Here is a 19,626-nt window from a genome sequence, read left to right on the forward strand (position 1 = left end):
TCGGGGGGGGGGGCCGGGGCCCGGGGGCCCCGGCCGTTTCGTCACGCCATCCGGGCCTGGTAGGTGAGCACCAGGCCGACGTCCGCCAGCGCGGACCTGTCGCCGTCGACGGTGAACTCCCAGGTCTTCGAGCCGTCGTCGGAGACCGAGAGCCCGGGTGTCGGCAGCAGCTTCGCCGGGGCCAGCGTCAGCGCCGGGTCGCCACCGAGCACCAGCTCGGCGGAGCCGCCGTCGGCCAGCTCGTAGGCGGCCAGCGCCCCGCCGATCTGGCGGCTCGCCATGCCCGGGAACAGGTCCGTGGTCAGCGGCAGGACCAGCCGGTCGGCGCCGTTCAGGAACTGCTCCCAGGCCTCCGGGAACTCGCGGGCCACGTCGAAGAACCGCGCCGCCGGCCGGGGCCGCTGCATGCCGCGGACCGCGTTGGCGAACGCCTCGCCGCCGTGCTCCGCCGTGTACTTCACGGTGACCAGCACGTCGTAAAGCTCGCCGCCGTGGAACATGGTGCGGTCCAGCCGCCAGGTGGAGACCGCGCCGGTGCCCTCGAACGGCAGGTAGCGCTCGTCGTCGAACCGCAGCTCGAACAGGCCGTTGTTGTCCCGGCCGCCGTCCGGCTGGGACAGCGCGATCTGCTGGCTGGCCCGCCAGTCCGCGCGGATCGACTCCGGCGCGGCGCCGGTCGGCGACAGCAGGTGCTTGACCGCCCGCGGGTCGGCCGCCAGCACGGTCTTGTGCCCGAGCTGGGTGAGCGTGCCGTTCAGGCCGAGCGGCTGGCCCTCCTGGTCGAGGAAGGTGACGGTCACCGTACGGATCTGGCGCTTGAAGTGTCCCGGGAAGTCCTCGTCGAACAGCGCCTCGGTGAGCGCGAACTCGCAGTTGCCGGACTGCCGCAGCCGCAGCATCGCGATCGGGTCGAGGTCCAGCAGCGAGATCTGCTTGGTGATCTCCAGCCCGCGGGCGCCGCCGTCGAGCTGCGCCTTGCCGAGCCGTTCCAGGTCGACGCCGAGCGAGGCCCCGGCGAGCAGGCCGTTGCGGCGGTTGTCCCAGTACACCGGCCGGATGAAGCTGTCACTGACGCCGTTCTCGAACTGGTACGCCCGCTCGGCTGCCTTCGCCGTCTCGTACGCCAGGTGGTACAGCTGGAAGTAGAGCCCGGACGCCCGCCCGGCCATCCACCCGTAAAGCTGCGCGCTGGGGAACTTGTCGGTGAGGAACGCGCCGACCGCCTTGCTGTGCGCGATCTCCTGCGCCTGGAGGTCGGCCTCGCGCCGGGCCACCGCGACCTGCTCGCCGGCCGCCGCGATCCGGTGCACCAGTTGCTCGCCGTCGTTCCTGGCGGTGGCCAGTTGCAGGTCCCAGTCCTGGGCGGTGCGCTGGAACTGCGCCTGCACGCCGAGCGTCTCGCCGACCATGCTGTACGCCTCACCGAACGCCGACAGCACCTGCCCGGTGGTGTTCAGCGCCTCGCCGACGTTGATCCCGCCGGCCTCGGTGCCGAAGTTGAACACCCCGATCTTGATCTGCGGCAGCGCGTACGCGATCGCCGCGCCGACCTGGAGCCAGCCGGAGTCCATGTGCAGCTCCGCGGCCTTGCTCATCATCTCGATCTGGCCGCGTTCCAGCGCCGACATGCCGTCGTCGATCAGCCGCTGGTAATGCGCGACCCGGGCGGCCGCACCCGCCTGCCCGGCGAGCAGCTCGCGCACGTTCGCCTCGGCGATCTCGATCTCGCTCTGCTTGAGCGCCACGGTCATCGCCTGGATGGCCTGCTCCTGGCGGTTCTGGAGCAGGCTGAGCTCCTCGGCGCTGCCGCGTTCCAGCACGGACAGCAGCTCGCCGCCGTACTGCGCGACCTTCTCGGCCAGTTCCTGCGCCCGGCGGAACATGGTGGCGAACCGGTACGCCGGCGGGGCCACCGCCTGGTCGGCCACCACGGTGTCCGGCGCGGCCCCGGCCGCGGCGGCCTGGACCAGCGCCATGGGGTCGATCGGCGGGGCGAACAGCGGGAGCGGCGCCGCGACACCGAGGATGGTCAGCGACTCGCGGATCTTGTGCAGGCGGTCCTCGACCCGGGTCCAGTACTCCTGGAACAGCGCGTTCTCCGGGATCGCGAAGTACCGGTCGGCCACCCCGGCGTGCACCGAGCCGGCGCCGGCGAGCAGGTCCCCGCCGCCGGTGAGGTAACCGACCAGATCCAGGTCCGCCAGGTCCAGGTCGGCGTAGGTCTCGGCGCGCGGCAGCAGCCGGGTCCCGAGCCGCTCCGGCGGGGCGCCGAGCAGGTCGTACGCGAACACGTACAGCATCCGCGCCTGGTCCACGCTCTCCGGGGTGTACTGCCGGAACAGCAGGTCGGCCCAGTCGAGCAGGTTGTCGACGTACCCCATCACCACGGCCCGCCGGTACGCGGCCGGGCGCAGCTCGGCGATGGCGTGCGGGTCGAACGGCCGGTCCCGGTACGCCTCCAGCAGGTTCTCGTGGTCACCCAGCGCGCCGAACACCTTCTCCAGGTCCGCCGCGATCAGCGAGTGCTCCGTGAGCATGCCGACGATCTCCCGCTGCGCCGGTGTCGCGGGGTTCAGCCCGGCCAGCGCGGCCGCCACCGCGGCGTGGTTCGCCGCCGTGGTCAGCACGGTGTAGCCGCCCAGCTCGACGTCCCCGGCCGGCTCCCGGTTGCCCAGCACGGCCGGCGCCACGTCGCGCAGCGCCGTGATCACCGTGGTCAGCGCGGGGGCCAGCCTGTCGGCCACCGGCAACCCGGCCTCGACGGCGGCGGCCAGCGCGACCGTGAGGTCGGCGGCGAGCGCCGGCGGGTCGGTGGTCAGGAACGGCAGGAATCGCCAGTACGACCGGAGGTTGGTCGGGTCGAAGACGTACTGGTACCACTTGCGGGCGTCGGCGAACCGCTGCCCGTTGTTGAGCGCCTGGGCGATCAGCAGCGGCGCGTGGAAGAAGACCTCCCAGTAATACATGCCGTTCGCGCTGCGGAAGTCCAGGTGCGACCCGGTCGGCAGGCGCCCGGGGTCGACCATGCCCGACCGGACCCGGACCGCGTCGGTCGCCGTCTCCGACGTGCTGACCAGCACCTCGTCGGTCTGCTGGGTGGCCAGGTCGAGCAGGGCCGGCACCCCGCCGGAGAGCAGCCGGCGGCTCAGCTGCGAGGCGGTGCCGCTGGTGAGCCGGATCAGCTCGAACGGCAGTGACGACAACTCGTACGGCCGGCGGACGGTCAGTGTCGTGGAGTGCCGGTGGAAGCCGGCGCCGGTGAACAGGTAGAGCCCGGTCTTGCTGTCCAGCACCCCGTCGAACGGCGTGCCGGGCCGGGGCATCTCCGCCCACGCCCCGGTGATCAGCTGGGACACCGGCAGCGTGGTCGGCTCCTGGGTGACCGGCACCCTGGTGTAGCGGTTGGCGCTGAACACGTACATCTGGTCGTCGCGCTGGAACACTCCGCTGACGCCGCGCGGCAGCTTCTGCGGGTAGGTGTCGTCGACGAACCGGCCGATGGCGCTGCCGTTGAGGGTGTAGCGGTACAGCTCGCGCACCGTGCCACCGGACGCGCTCAGGTACAGCTTGCCGCCGGCCACCCAGGCCGCGTCGATCGCCAGCCTGTCCGGCAGGTCGGTCGTGACGTGGTACGGCCGGGTGACCCTGCTGGTCCCGGTGACGGCCAGGTACGTGCGCTTCTTGTTGTCGAAGAAGTACGCGGTGCCGGCGTGCCAGTGCGCCTCGCTGATCACGAAGTCGGTGGGGATGCCCTCCTGGTTGCCGCTCAGTGTCCCGAGGCTCAGGCTCGTGGTCTCCCACCACTGCTTGTCCGAGGCCGACGTGGGGAGCGGGAACTTGGCGTACTGGGTGCCGCCGATGACGTACGTCGCCTTGTCGGTCGTCATGATCGTGACGATCTTGCCGAAGTCGGCGGGCAGCCCCAGCTGCTCGCGCTGGGTCTTGATCGGGATCGGCTTGCCGATCCCGTCGGCGGTCGAGATGATCACCGACTCGTCGGTGTGGTGGTAGAAGTACTCGTTCTTCTTGGCGTCCGTGAACGCCACGTCGATCCTGTCCAGCTTCGGCAGCCTGTCCTCCGGCACGGCGCCGATCGGCTGCGGGTAGCCCGGGTCGATCTGGCCGAACGGGGTGCCGGTGCTGCGCACGTACTGGGCGCCGTAGAAGACGAACGTCTGGTTCCCGCGGGTGAGCACCGCGTCGATGTCGGTGGATTCGGGCAGCATGGTGGGGATCAGGCCCCAGCGGGTCGCGTACCCCGACGGATCGGTCGCGGTACCGTCCGGCGCGATGCTCAGGAACTGCCGGTCGCTGTTGCGGAAGAAGTAGCGGGTCCCGTCGGGCAGCTCGACCGCCGCGTCCACCCGGGTCCACGACTTCGGCACCCGCTCGGTGCCGGCCTCGGCGAACGCGACGAACGGGGCGTTCTCCGGTTCCGGCGCGGTCACCGGCCGGCACAGGAAGCTGCCGCCCTTGACGTCCACGCTGAACCACGGCCACGACTCGGCGCCGGCCGGGGTGTGGAAGCGCACCACGTCGGCCGGGTTCACCGGGTCCTGGAAGATCTGCGACACCCGCTCGGTGGTGGCGGCCGCGTTCACCGACGACTCCAGGTCGTCGGCGATCTCCAGGGCCTTGGCGGCCGGGTCCTTGGCCGCGGTCACCTCCGGCAGGGCGTCGGCGTACAGCTCGGGGTTGAGGTCGAAGAGCACGGCGGCACGCCGGCCGGTGGCGCCGGCCGCGGTCGCGGTGTAGGAGCAGGACACCCGGATCGACATCCGGTCGCCGGTCATCTGCGGGCGGACCAGCAGGGTGATCCCGGTGATCGTGCCGTTCTCGCCGGCGCCGGTGCCCAGCTCCTGGGCCGGCATCCACTCCTTGTTCAGGTTCTCGAACGAGTAGAAGATCTTGACGCGTTCCTTCTTGGCCTGCGCGGAGACGGTCTGCTTGTCGCCCTCGGTGTGCGCGGTCACCACCGCCGTCGACGGGTCGTCCTCGCCGACCGGCTCGGACACCGCCCAGAACACGAAGACCCGGCCGAACGCGTGCACCGGATGCACCAGGTCGGCGTCGATCCGCAGGTCCACCGGCGACCACGGCTCCCACTGCGCGGACAGCTTCTCCCGGCTGCCGAACTCGGCCCGCCGGTAGTAGTAGCGCCGCGGGTCGGTCCTGGTCCGGCCGAACACCACCAGCCGGCGCGGACCGGCCGGGTCCTGGTCCTTGGTGTACACGTAGCCGCCCGCGATGGTCAGCCGGGACACCTCGGCGTACTCGTCGAGGTAGCGCTTGTACGCCTTCTCCACCGCCGCCGGGGTGATCTCACCCTGCAACAGGTCGCTCTCCAGCTGGGCGAACGCCGGCGTCTTGTCGGTACGCAGCTCGGGCCGCAGGTAGTTCTCCGGGTACAGGAACACCTTGCGGTTGGCCTCCCAGACCCGGTAGTCGTGCATCCACTCCCACCAGTCCTTGATCTTCTGGCGGAACGCCTCCGCCGCGGCCGCGCCGCCGTCGCCGTCCTCCAGGCCGAGCAGGTAGCGGTGCAGGTAGAGCTGCACGGCGGCGATCGCCTCCCGGACCCGCGAGGTCATCCCGCGGCTGCCCATGTCGACGTCGATGAGGAACCGGTCGAACAGGTCACGCGAGTCGGTCAGCCCCAGCTCGGCCAGCACGGCCGGCACCAGCGCCGACCGCCGGGCCAGGTTCAGCTCGTCGTGGATCTGCCGGGCCAGCACCGGCCAGCCGGCGCCGGCCTTGGCGGCCAGCAGCTCGTTCAGGCTGCCGCAGGCCCGGTCCAGGTCGAGGGCGTCCCGGTCGAACAGCGGCGTCCAGACGTCGGCGAACACCCGGGACGGTCCGGCGCCGAACCGGTCGGCCAGCGCGAACAGGCCGGCCGCCGCCAGCAGGAACTCCAGCTCGAACCGCTCCTCGTCGGCGGCGCCGCCGGTCAGGAAGCGGCTGTTGCGCCGGCACCACTTCAGCTCGCCGGCGTCCCAGCCGAACGCGTCGGCCACCCGCTGGTAAGGGTCGGTCACCGGGTCGAGGCCCGGCAGCAGGAAACCGTCGAGGCCACGGCCACGCAGCAGCGCGGTGAACCGCTCGATGGCCCGCACGTCGTCGATCCGGTAGTCGGCGCCGTCGCTGAACCGGTGCCGCAGCAGGGCCGGCCGGACCGGGTGGGCCGGGTCGAAGTCGTCGTCCTGGTATCGCACGAACTGCTCGCCTGCGGTCAGATAGACGCGGCCGTGCAGCCGGAACCCGCCGTCGAAGGTGGTCTGCTCACCCCACCGCCCGGCGATCCGCAGCGGGTATCCCTCGTCGGCCGTCTCCGGTCCCCGGGAGTACCTGAGGTACTGACCGCCGCGGAAGGCGTACAGCTCGCCGCCCGCGGTGACGAAGGCGGCGTCGATCGGGCGGCCGGCGCCGAACTCACTGTCCACCACACCCCATCTGCCCGCGACCGGGGCGGCGGTGCCCCCGCTGAACCAGGTGCGCCCGGTGAAGAAGTGCAGCGCGCCGTCCGGCGCCTGGAACGCGGCGTCGACCCCGTCCTGGAAGGCGGCCGGCAGCGCGGCCGGCTCGAAGTCGGCGATCGGCTTCGGGTAGCCGTCGTCGACCAGGCCGTACTCGCCGCCGGTGTAGCGGACGACCTGATCGCCGGAGAACAGGTAGGTGTGCCGGCCCTGCACCAGCGCGGCGTCCACCCGCTGCCGTTCGGCGATGGTGTTGCGGATCCGGCCGAGCCGGTCGATGTCGTACTCGGCGGTGGCCGCCGTGTCGACCGAGTGGCAGGTGCGGCCGGTGAACAGGTACACGGTGCGGCCACCGGCGACCGCGGCGTCGATCATCGAGCGGCTGCCGTCGGCGAACCGCTGCGCGACCTCGTCGTCGAAGGCGACCGGCAGACCGGTGAAACCCGCTTCGGTACGCAGGTTGCCGACGATCGCCTTCGGGTAGCCGTCGTCGGCGTACCGGCAGTCGGCCGTGGAGTACCGCACGTACTGGTCGCCGGAGAACAGGAAGGTGTGCTCGCCGGCCACCACCGCGGCGTCGACCACGTCGTCCCCGCCGCCCAGGAAGTTGTTGCGGGTCAGCCCCCAGTACTCACGGATCGCCCGGCGGGGCTCGGCGACGCCGGCGGCGTACCGGGTGAACCCGTCCGCGAAGAAGAAGTAGGCGGCACCGTCCGCGCCGGTGAACGCGGTCCGCAGCCCCTCGGCCTCGCCGAGGCCGCGCCACATCCGCTCCAGCGGTCGCGGGTACGACCACGTCCCGGTCGCCGGGTCGTGCTGCAGGAACCTGCCACCGGTCACCACGAGCTGGGTGTCGCCGCTGGTCAGGACCGCGTCCGGCATCCGGAAGCCGGCCACTACGTACGCCTCCGGGATGCTCCAGAACTCCGGGCCGGCCGGCTGCGGGCCACCCGCGTCGGGCGTCGTGTAGTCGGGACCGGAGTAGCTGACGTACCGGGTCGTGCCGTCGGCGCCCGGCGGCTCGAACAGGTAGGTGACACCCCGGCTGAGGTAGGCCAGCGCCACGGAGGTGAGCCCGCCCCAGTGCTCGGCCACCGGGCGCGGGCCCTGGTCGGCGAGGACGCCGGCGTACCGGCTGCCGGTGTAGGTGACGAACTGGTCGCCGCGGAACACGTACGTCCGCCCGTCCGCCCCGACGAACGCGGCGTCGACCGCGTCGTCGTGGTACACGTTGTTGCGCGGCCGCCCCCAGTCCTCGGCCAGCGGGAAGTCCCGGCCCAGCCGGGTGTCGTAACAGGTCGCCCCCGGAACAGGTAGACGTTGCCGTCCCGGGCGGTCAGGACCGCGTCCAGGTCGGTGCGGAACGCCTCGGGCACCGCCCGCAGCGGCCGCGGCCGGTCCTCCGCCGAGCCCAGGGCGAGGCCCTCCAGCGCGCTGAGGTGCCGCCAGCCGCCGGACAGCTCGGCGCGGATGCCGCCGTCGGACAGGAACGCGGTCCGCAGCGGCTCCGGCGCCAGGTCGGCGTAGCGGCGGTAGACGCCCGACGACACCGCGTGCATCGTCGTCCCGCTGATCAGGTAGACCGTGCCACGATCGGCGAACGCGGCGTCCACGCTGGTCAGCGTCGCGGTCAGCCCGGCGAAGCGTGGCTCGGCGGCCAGCTCGGACAGCCGGCGCGGATACCCGTCGTCGACGGTCCGGTACGCGTCCCCGGTGTAGCGCACGAACTGGTCGCCGGAGAACAGGTAGGTGTGCTCGCCGGCCACCAGCGCGGCGTCCACCCGCCCGGTCCGGGTGATCGTGTTGACCACGTTGCCCCAGAACGGCCGGATCGTCGCCGGGTAGCGGTCGTCCAGGCGGGTGTAGGTGCCGTTGGAGTAGCGGACGTACTGCCGGCCGCTGAACACGTACGTCTTGTCGTCGGTCCCGACGAACGCCGCGTCCACCGTCTCGAACGGCAGGCTGTCCCACTGCTCCTTGATCGCCCGCGGCTGCGACCACCAGCGCCGCTTGTTGTCGAAGACGACATACTCGCCCTCGCGGAACAGGTACGTACGCCCGTCCCGCCCGGTGAACACCGCGTCGACCTCGCCGAACCGGCCGGCGAGCTCGTCCGGCAGGTTCCAGAACTCGTCGGTCGCCGGCCGCGGGAAACCGGCGTCCGGCACCGTGTAGTCGCGCGTCGAGTAGCGCACGTAGAACGGCCCGTCGCCGCGCACCTCCAGCGTGGTCGCGGTCCGGTCGAGGGTGATCACCAGATCCCGCTCGGCGGTCACCCGCCACCCGGACTCGGTGGCGGTGACGGCCGCGTCCCCGGCGACCCGCACGCCGTGCTCGCCGAGCCGCCCGCGGATCGCCCGCGGCAGCCGTCCGGCGCCGAGCTCCGCGGCGTCGTCGCCGCTCACCGGCAGCGGCAGGGTGAACAGCGTCGCCCCCGGCCCGAACAGGTACGTCGCCCCGTCCAGCACGAACGACGCGCCGACCCGGCGCAGCCCGCCCCAGTCCCCGGCGATCGTCCGCGGGTAACCGACATCGGCCACCGCGTAGTCCGAGCCGGTGTAGCGCAGGTACCGGTCGCCGCTGAACAGGTAGGTGTGCCCGTCCAGGCCGACCATGGCCGCGTCGACGGTCCCGCCGGGCAGGACCTCGCCGAGCAGCCCCCAGCGCTCCGCGGACGGGACCACCTCGGCGCCGGTCGTCAGCGACACGGTCCGGCCGTCCTTGAACAGGTGCACGGTGCCGGAGGCGTCGGCGAACGCGGCCTCCACCCCGCCCTCGAACTCGACCGGCACGTCGTGCAGCGCCGACTCGATCCGCCGCGGCCAGCCCTCGTCGACCCGGACGTCGTCGTTCTCCACGCTGTCGCTGTAGCGGAACACCTGGTTGCCGGCGAAGACCAGCAGCGCCGCGCCGGCCGCGAAGGCCGCGTCGACGCGCCGCTCGCCGCTGAGCGTGTTGGCGACCCGCCCCCACGCCTCGGCGACCGGCCGCTCGGTCACGTCGCCCTGCTCGCCGCCGAGCGACAGGGACTGCTCGCCGCTGAACAGGTGCAGCCGCCCGTCGAGGCCGTGGAACGCCGCGTCCAGCGCGCCGCGGAACCGCGGCGGGATCGGCGCCCGGTGCTTGTCGCCCTCCCACCAGTCACCGATCCGGCGCGGGTAGCCCTCGTCGACGTGGTCGTAGCCGGGACCGGAGTAGCGCACGTACTGGTCGCCGGCGAACAGGTAGGTGCGGCCCTCGTCGTCGACGAACGCGGCGTCGATCCGGGCCGGGTCGGCGAACGCGTTACGCACCGTCCCCCAGCTCTGCTCGCGGGGCAGGAACGCGGCGTGCCCGGCCTCGCGGGTGAACGACCGCGACACGCCGTGGTCGTCCCGCCCGACGATCCACTCGGTGCCGGACGCGTCGACGAACGCGGCGTCCACCCGGGCCAGCGCCTCGAACCGGGCGGCCAGGTCGGTGATCGGCCGCGGGGCGGGCGAGGTCAGCGCGTGGGTGCCCGTCGCGTAGGTCCAGTACTCCTTGCCGCGGAACAGGTGCACCGTGCCGTCGGCGCGCTCCAGCAGCGCGTCGATCCGGTCCACCCCGGCCGGCAGGGCCAGCGGCTCGCCGAACTTGCCGGTCAGGTCCTGGTCGTGGAAGGCCGCGGTGACCTCGGTGCCGCTCAGGCCGAGCTTCGCGGCCAGCCGGGCGAAGGCCCGGATCCGGCGTACCGCCCGCGGCACGTCCGGGTCGGCGGTGCCGGCCGAGCCGTCGGCGGGCGCGGCCACCAGCATCTCGATCGCCGCGGTGGCGCTGCCGGCGACGGCGGCGCAGATCGCCTCGACGGCCGGCGCGGACACCTCGAACTCCTCCTGGAGGGCGGCGAACAGCGCGGTGCGCTGCTGCGCGGCCCGGGCGGTGACCACGCCGGTGATCTCGGTGATCGCCGCGGTGGCCTCGGTGGCGGCGGCGTGCAGCAGGAAGAACACGTCACGGCTGTAGTCGGCCAGACCCGGCAGCTCGTAGTCGAGGGCGTGGTGCAGGTAGCCGAAGTAGGCGTGGTGCTCCGGCCGGACCACCAGCTCGGGGGTGATCTGCCCGGCCTCGACCAGCGCCGCGATCAGCTGCTCCCGCTCCGGCTCGGCGAAGCCGAGCGAGGCGAAGTCCGCCTGGTACGGCCGCCCGTCCGCGACGATCTCGGCCAGCCGCCCGGCGATCGTGGCGCTCTCCTCGTCGGTGAAGCCGTCGACGGTCAGGATCAGCTCGGTGTCGTCGACCAGCCCGGCCGCCTGCGCGCTGATCCGGCCCTCGAAGGTGTGCACGCCCTCCAGCCGGTCGGCGACCCACTGGGAGACCCGTGCGTCGACCAGGTCACGCAGGTCCTCGGCGGTCACCGTGAGCAGCCGCGCGCGGGCGTCGGACACCTGTGCCTGGATCGCCTCGAGGACCCGGGCACGCAGCGGGTAGAACTCCAGCGCCAGCTCGACCTCGCGCGGCGTGCGGGCCAGCAGCCCGGCCGGGTCGCGGTAGTCGCCGTCCGCGGTCACGTACCCGTTGAACCGCAGGCTCTCCAGCAGCGCCGTCAGCCGCGTCTCGGGCAGACCCAGCCCCGCGAGGATCGCCGCGTCCATCGGGATCGGCACCTCGGTCAGCCGCGCCGCGATCACCCGCAGCCGCGCCAGCACCGGCTCGGCGAACTCGTCCAGCTCGGCGTTCACCAGGAACACGCCGGGCGCCTCGGCGCCGGTGAAGAACTCCGGCCGCAGCACCGTCCCGTCCGCGTCGAGGTACCCGTGGAACACCAGGTTGTCGTGCAGCTCCCCGGCCTCGGCCTCGCTCAGCGGCGGTTCCAGCCCGGCCAGGTCGGACGGATAGCACGCGGCCGGCTCACCGTCCGCCGCGGCGCACAGACCCACCACAAGATCAAAAACCTGATTCGCGTACGCCGTGAAGTCGCCGGCCAGGCGCAGCCGCGCGGCATCGGCCGGCAGCCGGTCGGCCAGCACCTCACCGGCCGGGCCGAGGTATCCGCCCAGCGCGAGGTTGGCCAGCAGCTTGTCGGTGAACCGGCCGTCCAGGCCCAGTCCCTGGAAGTCCTCCGCCGCGACCAGCGACAACTGGTCGACCGCCGCGCAGGCGGCCGCGGCCAGGCCCTCCGGCGTGGTGCTCAGCAGCCGATCGTCGACCGGCGAGCAGACCCCGTCGCCAGATCCGCGCAGCACCTCGGCGATCACCTGGGCGGCCCGCGCGCCGAACCGGTCCGACGTGAACAGCTCGGCGGTCAGCGTGGTCTGCTCCAGCTGCTCGGCCAGCAGCGCACCGGCCGCGCCGGCGTTCGCCGGGGTCTCCGCGCCGCCGCCGAGGATGCCGCACAGCTCGGCGCCGGTCAGGTCGGCCGCGCGCATCCAGCGGACCAGCCCGACCAGCGTCTGCACCAGCCACAGCAGGTCCGGGACAGCACCCTCGGCCAGGGTCGTGAACGGGTCGCGGTCGCCGGCCGGCACGTCGATCAGCGCGCCGAGCGCCTGGTACCGCCGGATCGCCGGGTCCCGCTCGATCGCCTCGACGGTGTCCAGCAGGTCGGCCACGGTCACGTCCAGCGCGGTCGCCAGCCGGGCGACGCGGTGCAGCAGCGACAGCATCCGCAGGCCGTCGGCGCCCCGGTCGAACGGGCCGGCCTCGCCGTGCGCGGGCCGGTCGCGGAACCGCTCGACGACGGTAACGATCGCGGACTCGTCCACGCCGACGGCGGCCGCGACCCGGCGGCGCCAGGTGGCGGCGGCCGGGGCGAGCACGTCACCGGCCGGGGCGAGCACCGGGCGGTCGGCGTACCCGGGGAACACGGTGGCCGGGGCGCGCAGCACGCCACCGTCCGGGAACGGCGCGTTGAAGGTCCGGTTGAACAGGTCGGCGGGCTGCTCGCCGTCGCCTGCGCCGAGCGTGTTCATCGGCGCGACCAGGCTGACCACCACGTCGACCGGGAGGTCCAGGGTGCGGTGCAGGTGCCGGACGACGGCGAGGGCGCGCAGCGCCGGGCGGTCGATCACGGTCCCGCAGCAGGTGCGCAGCACCAGGTCCAGGTCGGTGAGGGAGAACTCCAGCATCCGGGCCAGCCGGACGAACCGGTTGACCCGCTCGAACCAGGCGACCGGCACGTGGTCCCGGTACTGCCCGCAGACCAGCCGTTTCCCGTCCTCGCTGAGCACCACCGCCTCGCCGCCGTGGTGCACGAAGAACGCGGTGGCCTCGGCGCGCTCGCCGATGCCGAGGTCGCCGTGGAGCAGCTCGCGCACCTGGGCGCCGGTCAGCGAGGTGACCCGCTGGAACGTCTCGACGAGCTCCAGGCTCGGGTACGGGTCGTCGCCCTCGAGCGGCAGCCGGTAGCTGTTGCGCAGCGTCTCACCGTCGGTGAGCACCGTGGTCACCAGGGCGGCCTCGTCCTCGGTCAGGCCGAGGGACTCGCGGGCGAGCACGTCCGCGTCGATGCTCGTGGCGAACGCGCGGTACAGCTCCACCGGGTCGGCGCCGAGGTGGCGCAGGTATCGGTCCAGGCGCTCATGGCGTACCGAAAACGGCAGTTGAAAGGGGTTTTTGAGCTTGCTGCCCAGAGCCTCGTCGGCGGCATGGTGGCTGGTCCGCTCCAGTTCGCGGGCGAGCACCTCGTTGACGATGTCCAGGTAGGGCACCTCGGTGTAGATGTGCTCGGCGTCGAGCGGGATGCCGGTCAGGTCCGGGCGGCGGCTGGTGAGATCGGCCGTGTTCGGATCGTCCGCGTCACCGACCAGCTTCAGCAGATCGGCCAGGTAGGCGGCCGGGGAATAGACCGCCCGGGATTCGTCACCGGCCGGGACGTCGAGGTCACCGAAGAGATCCGCATAACTGGGCAGCGCCTTGTCATCAAGCATGTCACCCTCCAAATACGCAGGCCAGAGCCCCATCCGGCTCGACCGGACGTGAAGGTGACGTGGTGACCGTGCCCGCTGATACGTCGCGATCAGCGAGTGTCGCGGAGCCGACTTCCCGACGAGGGTGGGCAGCGGCGTGCCCACCGGGGATCTCAGGGCCGGTGGACCCGTCCGAACCGTGCGCCGAGCCCGACCTCGCTGCCGGCCGGATCGGCGGGCAGCTCACGGGCCAGCACCTCGCGATAGGTCGGGTGGGCCTCGGCGTGCCGGGCGCGGCCGGCCTCGGTGAGGAACACGTTGATCCCGCGGCGGTCGTCCTCGCAGAGCCGGCGCTCGATCAGCCCCTGCCGCTCCAGCCGGCCGATGAGCCGGGACAGGGCGCTCTGGGTGATCGACACGACGTCGGCGATGTCCTGGACCCGCGGCTTGGCCCCCTCGGCGCACTCGGCGAGCTGGTCGAGGACCTCGAACTCGTGGCAGCTCAGACCGTGCCGCTGGGTGAGGACCTGCTCCAGGGCGTTGCTGATCCGCACCTGGCGTGCCGCCAGCCGCCGCCACTGGTCGACGAGGTCCTCCACGGCGCGACCCTATCACATGCACCTGCACTAGGTGCATGCTCATTTAGTGCTTGTGCATTAGATGCATGTGCACTTAACCTCCCTCGATATGAGCCTCACCCTCCGGCACACCGAGCCGGCCATCTGGTCCCGCAATTTCCGGTACTACTTCACGGCCCGCAGCGCGGGCCTGCTGAGCTGGGCCATGCTGCCGGTCGCGGTGGCCGCCGGCCTGCTCAGCGACGGGTACGCCCTGGACGTCGTGGGTTATGCGATGGCCTTCCTGATCGGCCCGTTCGCCGCGCTGGTGCTGTTCGGCGGCGTGCTCGCCGACCGGTTCACCGCCCGCCGCATGATGATCGCCGCCGACCTGGCGAACCTGGTCGCCCACCTGCTGCTCGCGGTGCTCTTCCTGCACGGCATCGACCACCTCTGGCAGCTCTACGCGCTGCTCGCGGTGGCCGGCACCGCGAACGCCATGTTCCAGCCGGGCGCCGCCTCGACGGTCCCGCTGGTCGCCCGCGACGTTCAGGGCGCGAACGGCGTGCTGCGCACCTCCGAGGCGCTCACCGGGCTGGCCGGTCCGGCGCTGGCCGGCGTCCTGGTCGGGTTCGGCGCCACCGGCGGGGTCATGCTGATCTCCGCGGTGGCGTACGGGACGAGCGCCGCGTGCCTGCTCACCCTCCGCCTCGGCGCGGTGCCCGCCCCGCCCGCCGGCGAGAGCCTGTGGCGCAACCTGGCGGCCGGCTGGCGGGAGTTCCGCTCCCGCGCGTGGCTCTGGGGCGTGATCGTGATCTGGATGTTCTTCGCGGTGCTCTCCTGGGGCCCGCTGCTGCCGGTGGCCGCCGGCGTCCTGGTGCCCGAGCACGGCGCCACCGCGTTCGGCCTGCTCAACTGCGCGCTCGGGGCCGGCACCGTGGCCGGGGGCCTGCTGGCGATCCGCTACAAGCCGGCCCGGCCGCTGGCCGCCGGCGCGGTGGCGATGCTGGCCTTCCCTCTCTACCCGCTCGGCATCGTGCTCGGCTGGCCGGTAGGCCCGCTCGCGGCCGCCCAGGTCGCGGTCGGCGCCGGCCTCGGCTTCTGGGGCGTCATGTGGGCCACCAGCGTGCAGACCCAGGTGCCGGGCGAGGTCCTGAACCGGGTGCACGCCTACGAGGTGGCCGGCTCGGTGGGCATGTTCCCGATCGGCAGCGCCCTGGCCGGCCCGGCGGTGACGGCGTTCGGCACCGACCGGGTGCTCCTGGTCGGTGCCGCGGTGGCCCTGCTGGCCGCGCTCGCCCTGCTGGCCGCCCGCCCGATCCGGACCCTGGGCCGGGCGGGCAATGTAAAGTCGACTTGACGTCAAGAAGTCTTTACGCGAGGATCGCCTCATGACGGTCTCAGTAGTCGACCGCGTGGTGCGGTGGAACCTCGACATCGGCGGCGACCTGTACGGTGACGAGCGCGAGCGCTTCCGGTGGTATGAGGGGATCGCCACCGCCTCGGCGCTGCACTCGCTGCTCATCCCCTGGGCGGCGGCGGTCATGGTGTGGTCGCTCGGCGAGGCCGCCGTGCTGCCGCTCACGATCGTCCTCGTCCTGCTCTTCGGCCCGATGGTGCTCTGCGCGGTCTACGTGCGACGGCGCAAGGTCGAGACGGACCCGCGCGGGTGGGGGTCGAAACGGATCCTGATCACGGCACTGACCGTGTCGCCCTACGTGGTGTTCCTGGTCGGTGCGCTGCACGCCGACGACCCGGCGGGTGACGGCTGGATCGGCGCGGCCGTCGGCGGCGTGTTCGGGGCGATGATCAGCATCCTGGCGGCGCTGCGCAAGGCTCGGCAGTGGCAGCAGCGCGAGGCGCTCGCCGAGGACGAGGACTGATGGCGCCACCCTCCGGCCCGGTCCGCGCCCCGGAGGCCGGCGGCGCGGCGGGGGCGCGGATCCGGGCCGCGCGCAAGGAGGCCGCACTGACCCAGCAGGGCCTGTCGGCCGCCGTCGGGGTGAGCCGGCAGACCATCATCGCCATGGAGACGGGCGACTACGCTCCCTCCGTCTACCTGGCGATCAAGATTGCCCGGGCGCTGGACGTGACGGTCGAGTCCTTGTGGGGCGACGAGACCTGAGCTGTCACTGGTTGGCGACCGTCTCGCGGAGGACGCCGAGGGCCGCGGCACGGACTCCGGCGAGGACCGGGTCGGCGGGCAGGGCGGCGGGGCGCACCGGGATCTCGCGGGGGGACCAGGCGGCGGCCGCGACGACATCGCCGAGCAGGGCGGGACCCCACGGGCCGCCGACGACGATCTCCTGCGGGTCGGCGAGGGCGATCAGGGCGGCGATCACGCCACCGACCGCGACGGCCAGCGCCGGATGGGCCTCACGGTTGCGCAGGAGGCGGTCGACGTCGATCGCGGTGGAGTCCGGGTGGCGCAGGCCGAGCTCGGCGAAGAGTTCGATGAAACGGATCGCCCGGCCGCCGGGGCCGGGGACGAAGAGGTGGGCGATCTCGCCGGTCAGGCCGGTGCGGCCACGGCGGATCTCGCCGTCGTTGACGATCGCGCAGCCCAGGCCCTCGCCCAGGTAGAGATAGGCGAAGTCGCGGAGGTCGCCGGCGCTGTCACGTTCGGCGAGGGCGGCCCAGTTGACGTCGTTGTCGACCGTGACCGGGCCGGCGACCAGCGGGGACAGGACGGCGACCGGGTCGAGCTCGCCGACCAGGAACGGGGAGTCGGGCAGGTGGACGAGGCGGCCGGTGGCCCGGTCGACCGGGTCGGCGGCACCGACGACGGCCACCCGGATGGGATCCGCGGCCAGTTCCGCCGCGACCTCCCGCAGGGCGGCGGCGACCCGGTCGGGGCGGGCCGGGCGGTCGATCTGCCGGGTCGCGCGGGCGACCGTGTCGCCGTAGACGTCGAGTCGCTCGGCGACGACCCCCTCCGGCGCGATCGTCACGGCCAGGGCCGCACCCACCTCCGGGGCGAGCGCGTAATAGGAGCCGACCCTCCCCCGGCCGCGCCCACCCGGCGTCCGCTCGCCGGTGTCGGCGACCAGCCCGCGTTCCGCGAGCCGGCGCACGCTCTCCCCCGCGGTCGGCTTGGAGATGCCGATCTCGGTGGCCAGCTCGGCCCGGGTCAGGCGGCGGTGCCGGATCAGCGCGCGCAGCACGTGCTCGTCGGTCACCGAGCGCACCAGCTCCGGTGACGGCTTGGCGGAGTCCACCCGCCGATTCTAGTCAGGAGCCTTGCCTGGGAAGGGGACCGCGTCCTACAGTCATTCAAGTAAGGAGACTTGACTTGAAAGGATCGAGGCCGTGACCAGCACCCTGCCGCATTGGGAAGCACCGCCCGCCGACCTGAAGGCCGCCACCCGCGAGATCAAGACCGCGCTGCGGGAGCGGATCGCCGCCTCGGGCCGCAGCGTCGAGGAGGTGTTCGCGGTCGTCGAGCAGCGGGTGCAGGCCGCCGTCGACGACATCGCCGCGGCACGCCGGCGCGGCGAGAGCGTCTGGCCGGTCATCGACTACACCGACATCGCCGCCGGGACCGTCAGCGCCGAGCAGCTCGCCCTGCTGCGCCGCCGCGGCTGCCTCGTGGTGCGCGGTCACTTCGATCGCGACCAGGCCCTGCAGTGGGATCAAGACATCGTTGATTACGTCGAGAGCAACCAGTTCTTCGAGAACTATCGCGGCCCCGGCGACGACTTCTTCGGCAGCGTCGGCTCCAAGCCCGAGATCTACCCGATCTACTGGTCACCCGCGCAGATGCAGGCCCGCCAGAGCGACCGGATGGCGGCCGTCCAGGCGTTCCTCAACAGCCAGTGGAAGCACGAGTCCGACGGAGTGCAGTGGTTCGACCCGAACCGTGACTCGCTGTACCCCGACCGCATCCGCCGCCGCCCCGAGGGCGCCGACTCGGCCGGTCTCGGCACGCACCTCGACCCGGGCACCCTCGACCTGTGGATGACCCAGGCGTACCAGCAGGCGTTCCGGCACCTGTTCGACGGCAGCGTCGAGCAGTACGACCCGTGGGACGCCGCCCACCGCACCGCCGGCCCGCAGTACCCGGGCTCGACCATGTGCTCGGCGTTCCGCACGTTCCAGGGCTGGACCGCGCTGTCCGACATGGATCACGACCAGGGCGTGCTGCACACGGTGCCGATCCCGGAGGCGATGGCCTACCTGATGCTGCGCCCGCTGCTGAGCGACGTCCCGGACGACGACATGTGCGGCGTCACCGTGAACCAGGTCTTCCCGGCCGGCCACAAGTGGCACGCCCCGCTCATGGACGCCCTGTCCGGCATCCCGGACGTCCGCGCCGGCGACTCGGTCTGGTGGCACTGCGACATGATCCACAGTGTCGCCCCGGTCGAGGCGCAGCGTGGCTGGGGCAACGTCATGTACATCCCGGCCGCCCCGTGGTGCCCGCGCAACGAGGAGTACGCGGCGTCCGTCCGCCACGCCTTCCTGACCGGCGAGAGCCCCACCGACTTCCCGGCCGAACACTACGAGCGCGACTGGCCGAACCGCTTCTCGCCCGCCGACCTCAACGAGACCGGCCGCCGGGGTCTCGGCCTGCCCTGATCGCGGCGCGCTTCTGGAGCAGGTCGGCCGCCAGCATCCCGGCCACCCCGATCGCCAGGCCGACGAACGTGTAGAGGACCCGCTCGCCCTCGGCCGCCAGGTCGTCCGGGTGGGGCAGGTCCATCGCGATCAGCACGGTCGCCGCGACCGCGCCGGTGTACAGCGCGTAGTTGACGAATCGGATGCAGACCGCGACCGAGGCCAGGACGATCAGGGCGACGCCCAGGGCGACCTCGCTGTCGACGCTGAGCAGCAGCGTCGTCGCCAGCGCGGCGCCCAGGATCGCGCCGGCCAGGCGCTGCGCGGCCACCAGCCGGGACTGTTCCAGCGACGGCTTGAGCGCGACGATCGTGGCGATCGGCAGCCAGTCGGCGTTGGGCGCGTGCAGCCCGAACGCGATCGCGACGGCGCCGGCCACCAGGACCGCGCGCAGCACCGCGAAAATGATCACCGGCCGGGTCAGCGGCCGCGGTGACGTGTCGCCGGGGATCTCCGGGAACGGCGAGGTCCGGACGACACGGCCGCGGGCCAGCCAGAGCAGCCAGGTGGCGGCGACCCACAGCGCGAACCCGGCCAGCCAGGCCAGCGCCTGTGCCCAGGGACGGGACTGCCCGGCCGCGGCGCCCGCGCCGAGTGCGACCAGGAACCAGATGTTCACCAGCAGCGCGCCGACGAAGCGGTGCACGCCGAAGGTCACCGCCAGCCCGGCCAGACCGGTGATCAGGAAGGCGGCGAGCGTGACCAGTCCGCAGGCCCACGTGCCGGCGGCGAAGCCGAGCGCGGTCAGCGGCGCGCCGACCACCCCGACCAGCGTCATCTCCCGCAGCCGGGCCCGGTAGGGCCCGCCGGGATCGCTGAGCGCCACGAACAGCACGCCGAACACCAGGCTCAAGGCGTACGCCTGGAGGTCGAGCGCGTGCAGCGCGGCCAGGAGCACCGCCAGGATCACGATCGCCGCCAGGCCGCGGCGCACGGCCAGCCCGGCCCGGTTGAGCGCGAACACCCGGGCCAGGCGCTGTCGCCAACCTGTGCCGGTGAGCTCTGAGCCGGCCATCACGTCACCTCCGGTCGATATCAGCATCGACCGGAGCGCCCGGCACCGCATCACCCGATCGGGGTTAGCGGCGGGCGTTCCGGGCCGGAACCGGGCAC

The 19,626-nt window shown here is 72.7% G+C and carries 9 protein-coding genes; 4 read left to right on the top strand and 5 right to left on the bottom strand.

Translation table 11 applies throughout. From position 1 onward, the window contains the following. Positions 1-41: 41 nt before the first annotated feature. From Aiant_RS45385 to Aiant_RS03130, 3 genes are all read right to left on the bottom strand, one after another. Positions 42-7,355 (bottom strand): Tc toxin subunit A-related protein, encoded by a 7,314-nt coding sequence (locus Aiant_RS45385; protein WP_342358076.1) that lies wholly within the window; start codon positions 7,353-7,355, stop codon positions 42-44. A 14-nt stretch (positions 7,356-7,369) separates the two neighbouring features. Then, on the bottom strand, positions 7,370-13,360 hold the full coding sequence (locus tag Aiant_RS03125; protein WP_212846931.1) for a hemopexin repeat-containing protein: 5,991 nt from the start codon (positions 13,358-13,360) through the stop codon (positions 7,370-7,372). Between the two features lie 152 nt (positions 13,361-13,512). Then, positions 13,513-13,938 (bottom strand): MarR family winged helix-turn-helix transcriptional regulator, encoded by a 426-nt coding sequence (locus tag Aiant_RS03130; protein WP_189330849.1) that lies wholly within the window; start codon positions 13,936-13,938, stop codon positions 13,513-13,515. An 88-nt stretch (positions 13,939-14,026) separates the two neighbouring features. Here Aiant_RS03130 and Aiant_RS03135 point away from each other — a divergent pair, with 88 nt between their 5' ends. Genes Aiant_RS03135 through Aiant_RS03145 form a run of 3 tightly spaced genes read left to right on the top strand, consistent with a single transcriptional unit; the run spans position 14,027 to position 16,021 of the window. Then, positions 14,027-15,256, top strand: coding sequence for an MFS transporter (locus Aiant_RS03135; RefSeq protein WP_212846933.1), 1,230 nt, complete (start codon positions 14,027-14,029; stop codon positions 15,254-15,256). Between the two features lie 31 nt (positions 15,257-15,287). After that, positions 15,288-15,779 (top strand): hypothetical protein, encoded by a 492-nt coding sequence (locus tag Aiant_RS03140; protein WP_189330851.1) that lies wholly within the window; start codon positions 15,288-15,290, stop codon positions 15,777-15,779. Beyond that, the gene (locus tag Aiant_RS03145; protein ID WP_189330852.1) at positions 15,779-16,021 is read left to right on the top strand and encodes a helix-turn-helix transcriptional regulator; all 243 of its coding nucleotides are present in this window, start codon (positions 15,779-15,781) and stop codon (positions 16,019-16,021) included. The genes Aiant_RS03140 and Aiant_RS03145 overlap by 1 nt, the downstream gene beginning before the upstream one ends. Positions 16,022-16,025: 4 nt before the next feature. Here the strand turns inward: Aiant_RS03145 and Aiant_RS03150 are convergent, their stop codons facing one another. Beyond that, a complete protein-coding gene (locus Aiant_RS03150; protein WP_189330853.1) occupies positions 16,026-17,114 on the bottom strand; it encodes an ROK family transcriptional regulator in 1,089 nt (362 codons plus the stop codon). Between the two features lie 91 nt (positions 17,115-17,205). Between Aiant_RS03150 and Aiant_RS03155 the strand changes: the two genes are divergently transcribed. Continuing rightward, positions 17,206-18,474, top strand: coding sequence for a DUF1479 domain-containing protein (locus tag Aiant_RS03155; RefSeq protein WP_229830043.1), 1,269 nt, complete (start codon positions 17,206-17,208; stop codon positions 18,472-18,474). Here the strand turns inward: Aiant_RS03155 and Aiant_RS03160 are convergent. Next, positions 18,437-19,528: an FUSC family protein gene (locus Aiant_RS03160; protein ID WP_189330854.1), complete on the bottom strand. Its 1,092-nt coding sequence runs from the start codon at positions 19,526-19,528 to the stop codon at positions 18,437-18,439. The two genes, Aiant_RS03155 and Aiant_RS03160, sit on opposite strands and share 38 nt — an antisense overlap. Between the last annotated feature and the right edge of the window lie 98 nt (positions 19,529-19,626).

Source organism: Actinoplanes ianthinogenes, assembly GCF_018324205.1.
Lineage (GTDB): Bacteria > Actinomycetota > Actinomycetes > Mycobacteriales > Micromonosporaceae > Actinoplanes > Actinoplanes ianthinogenes.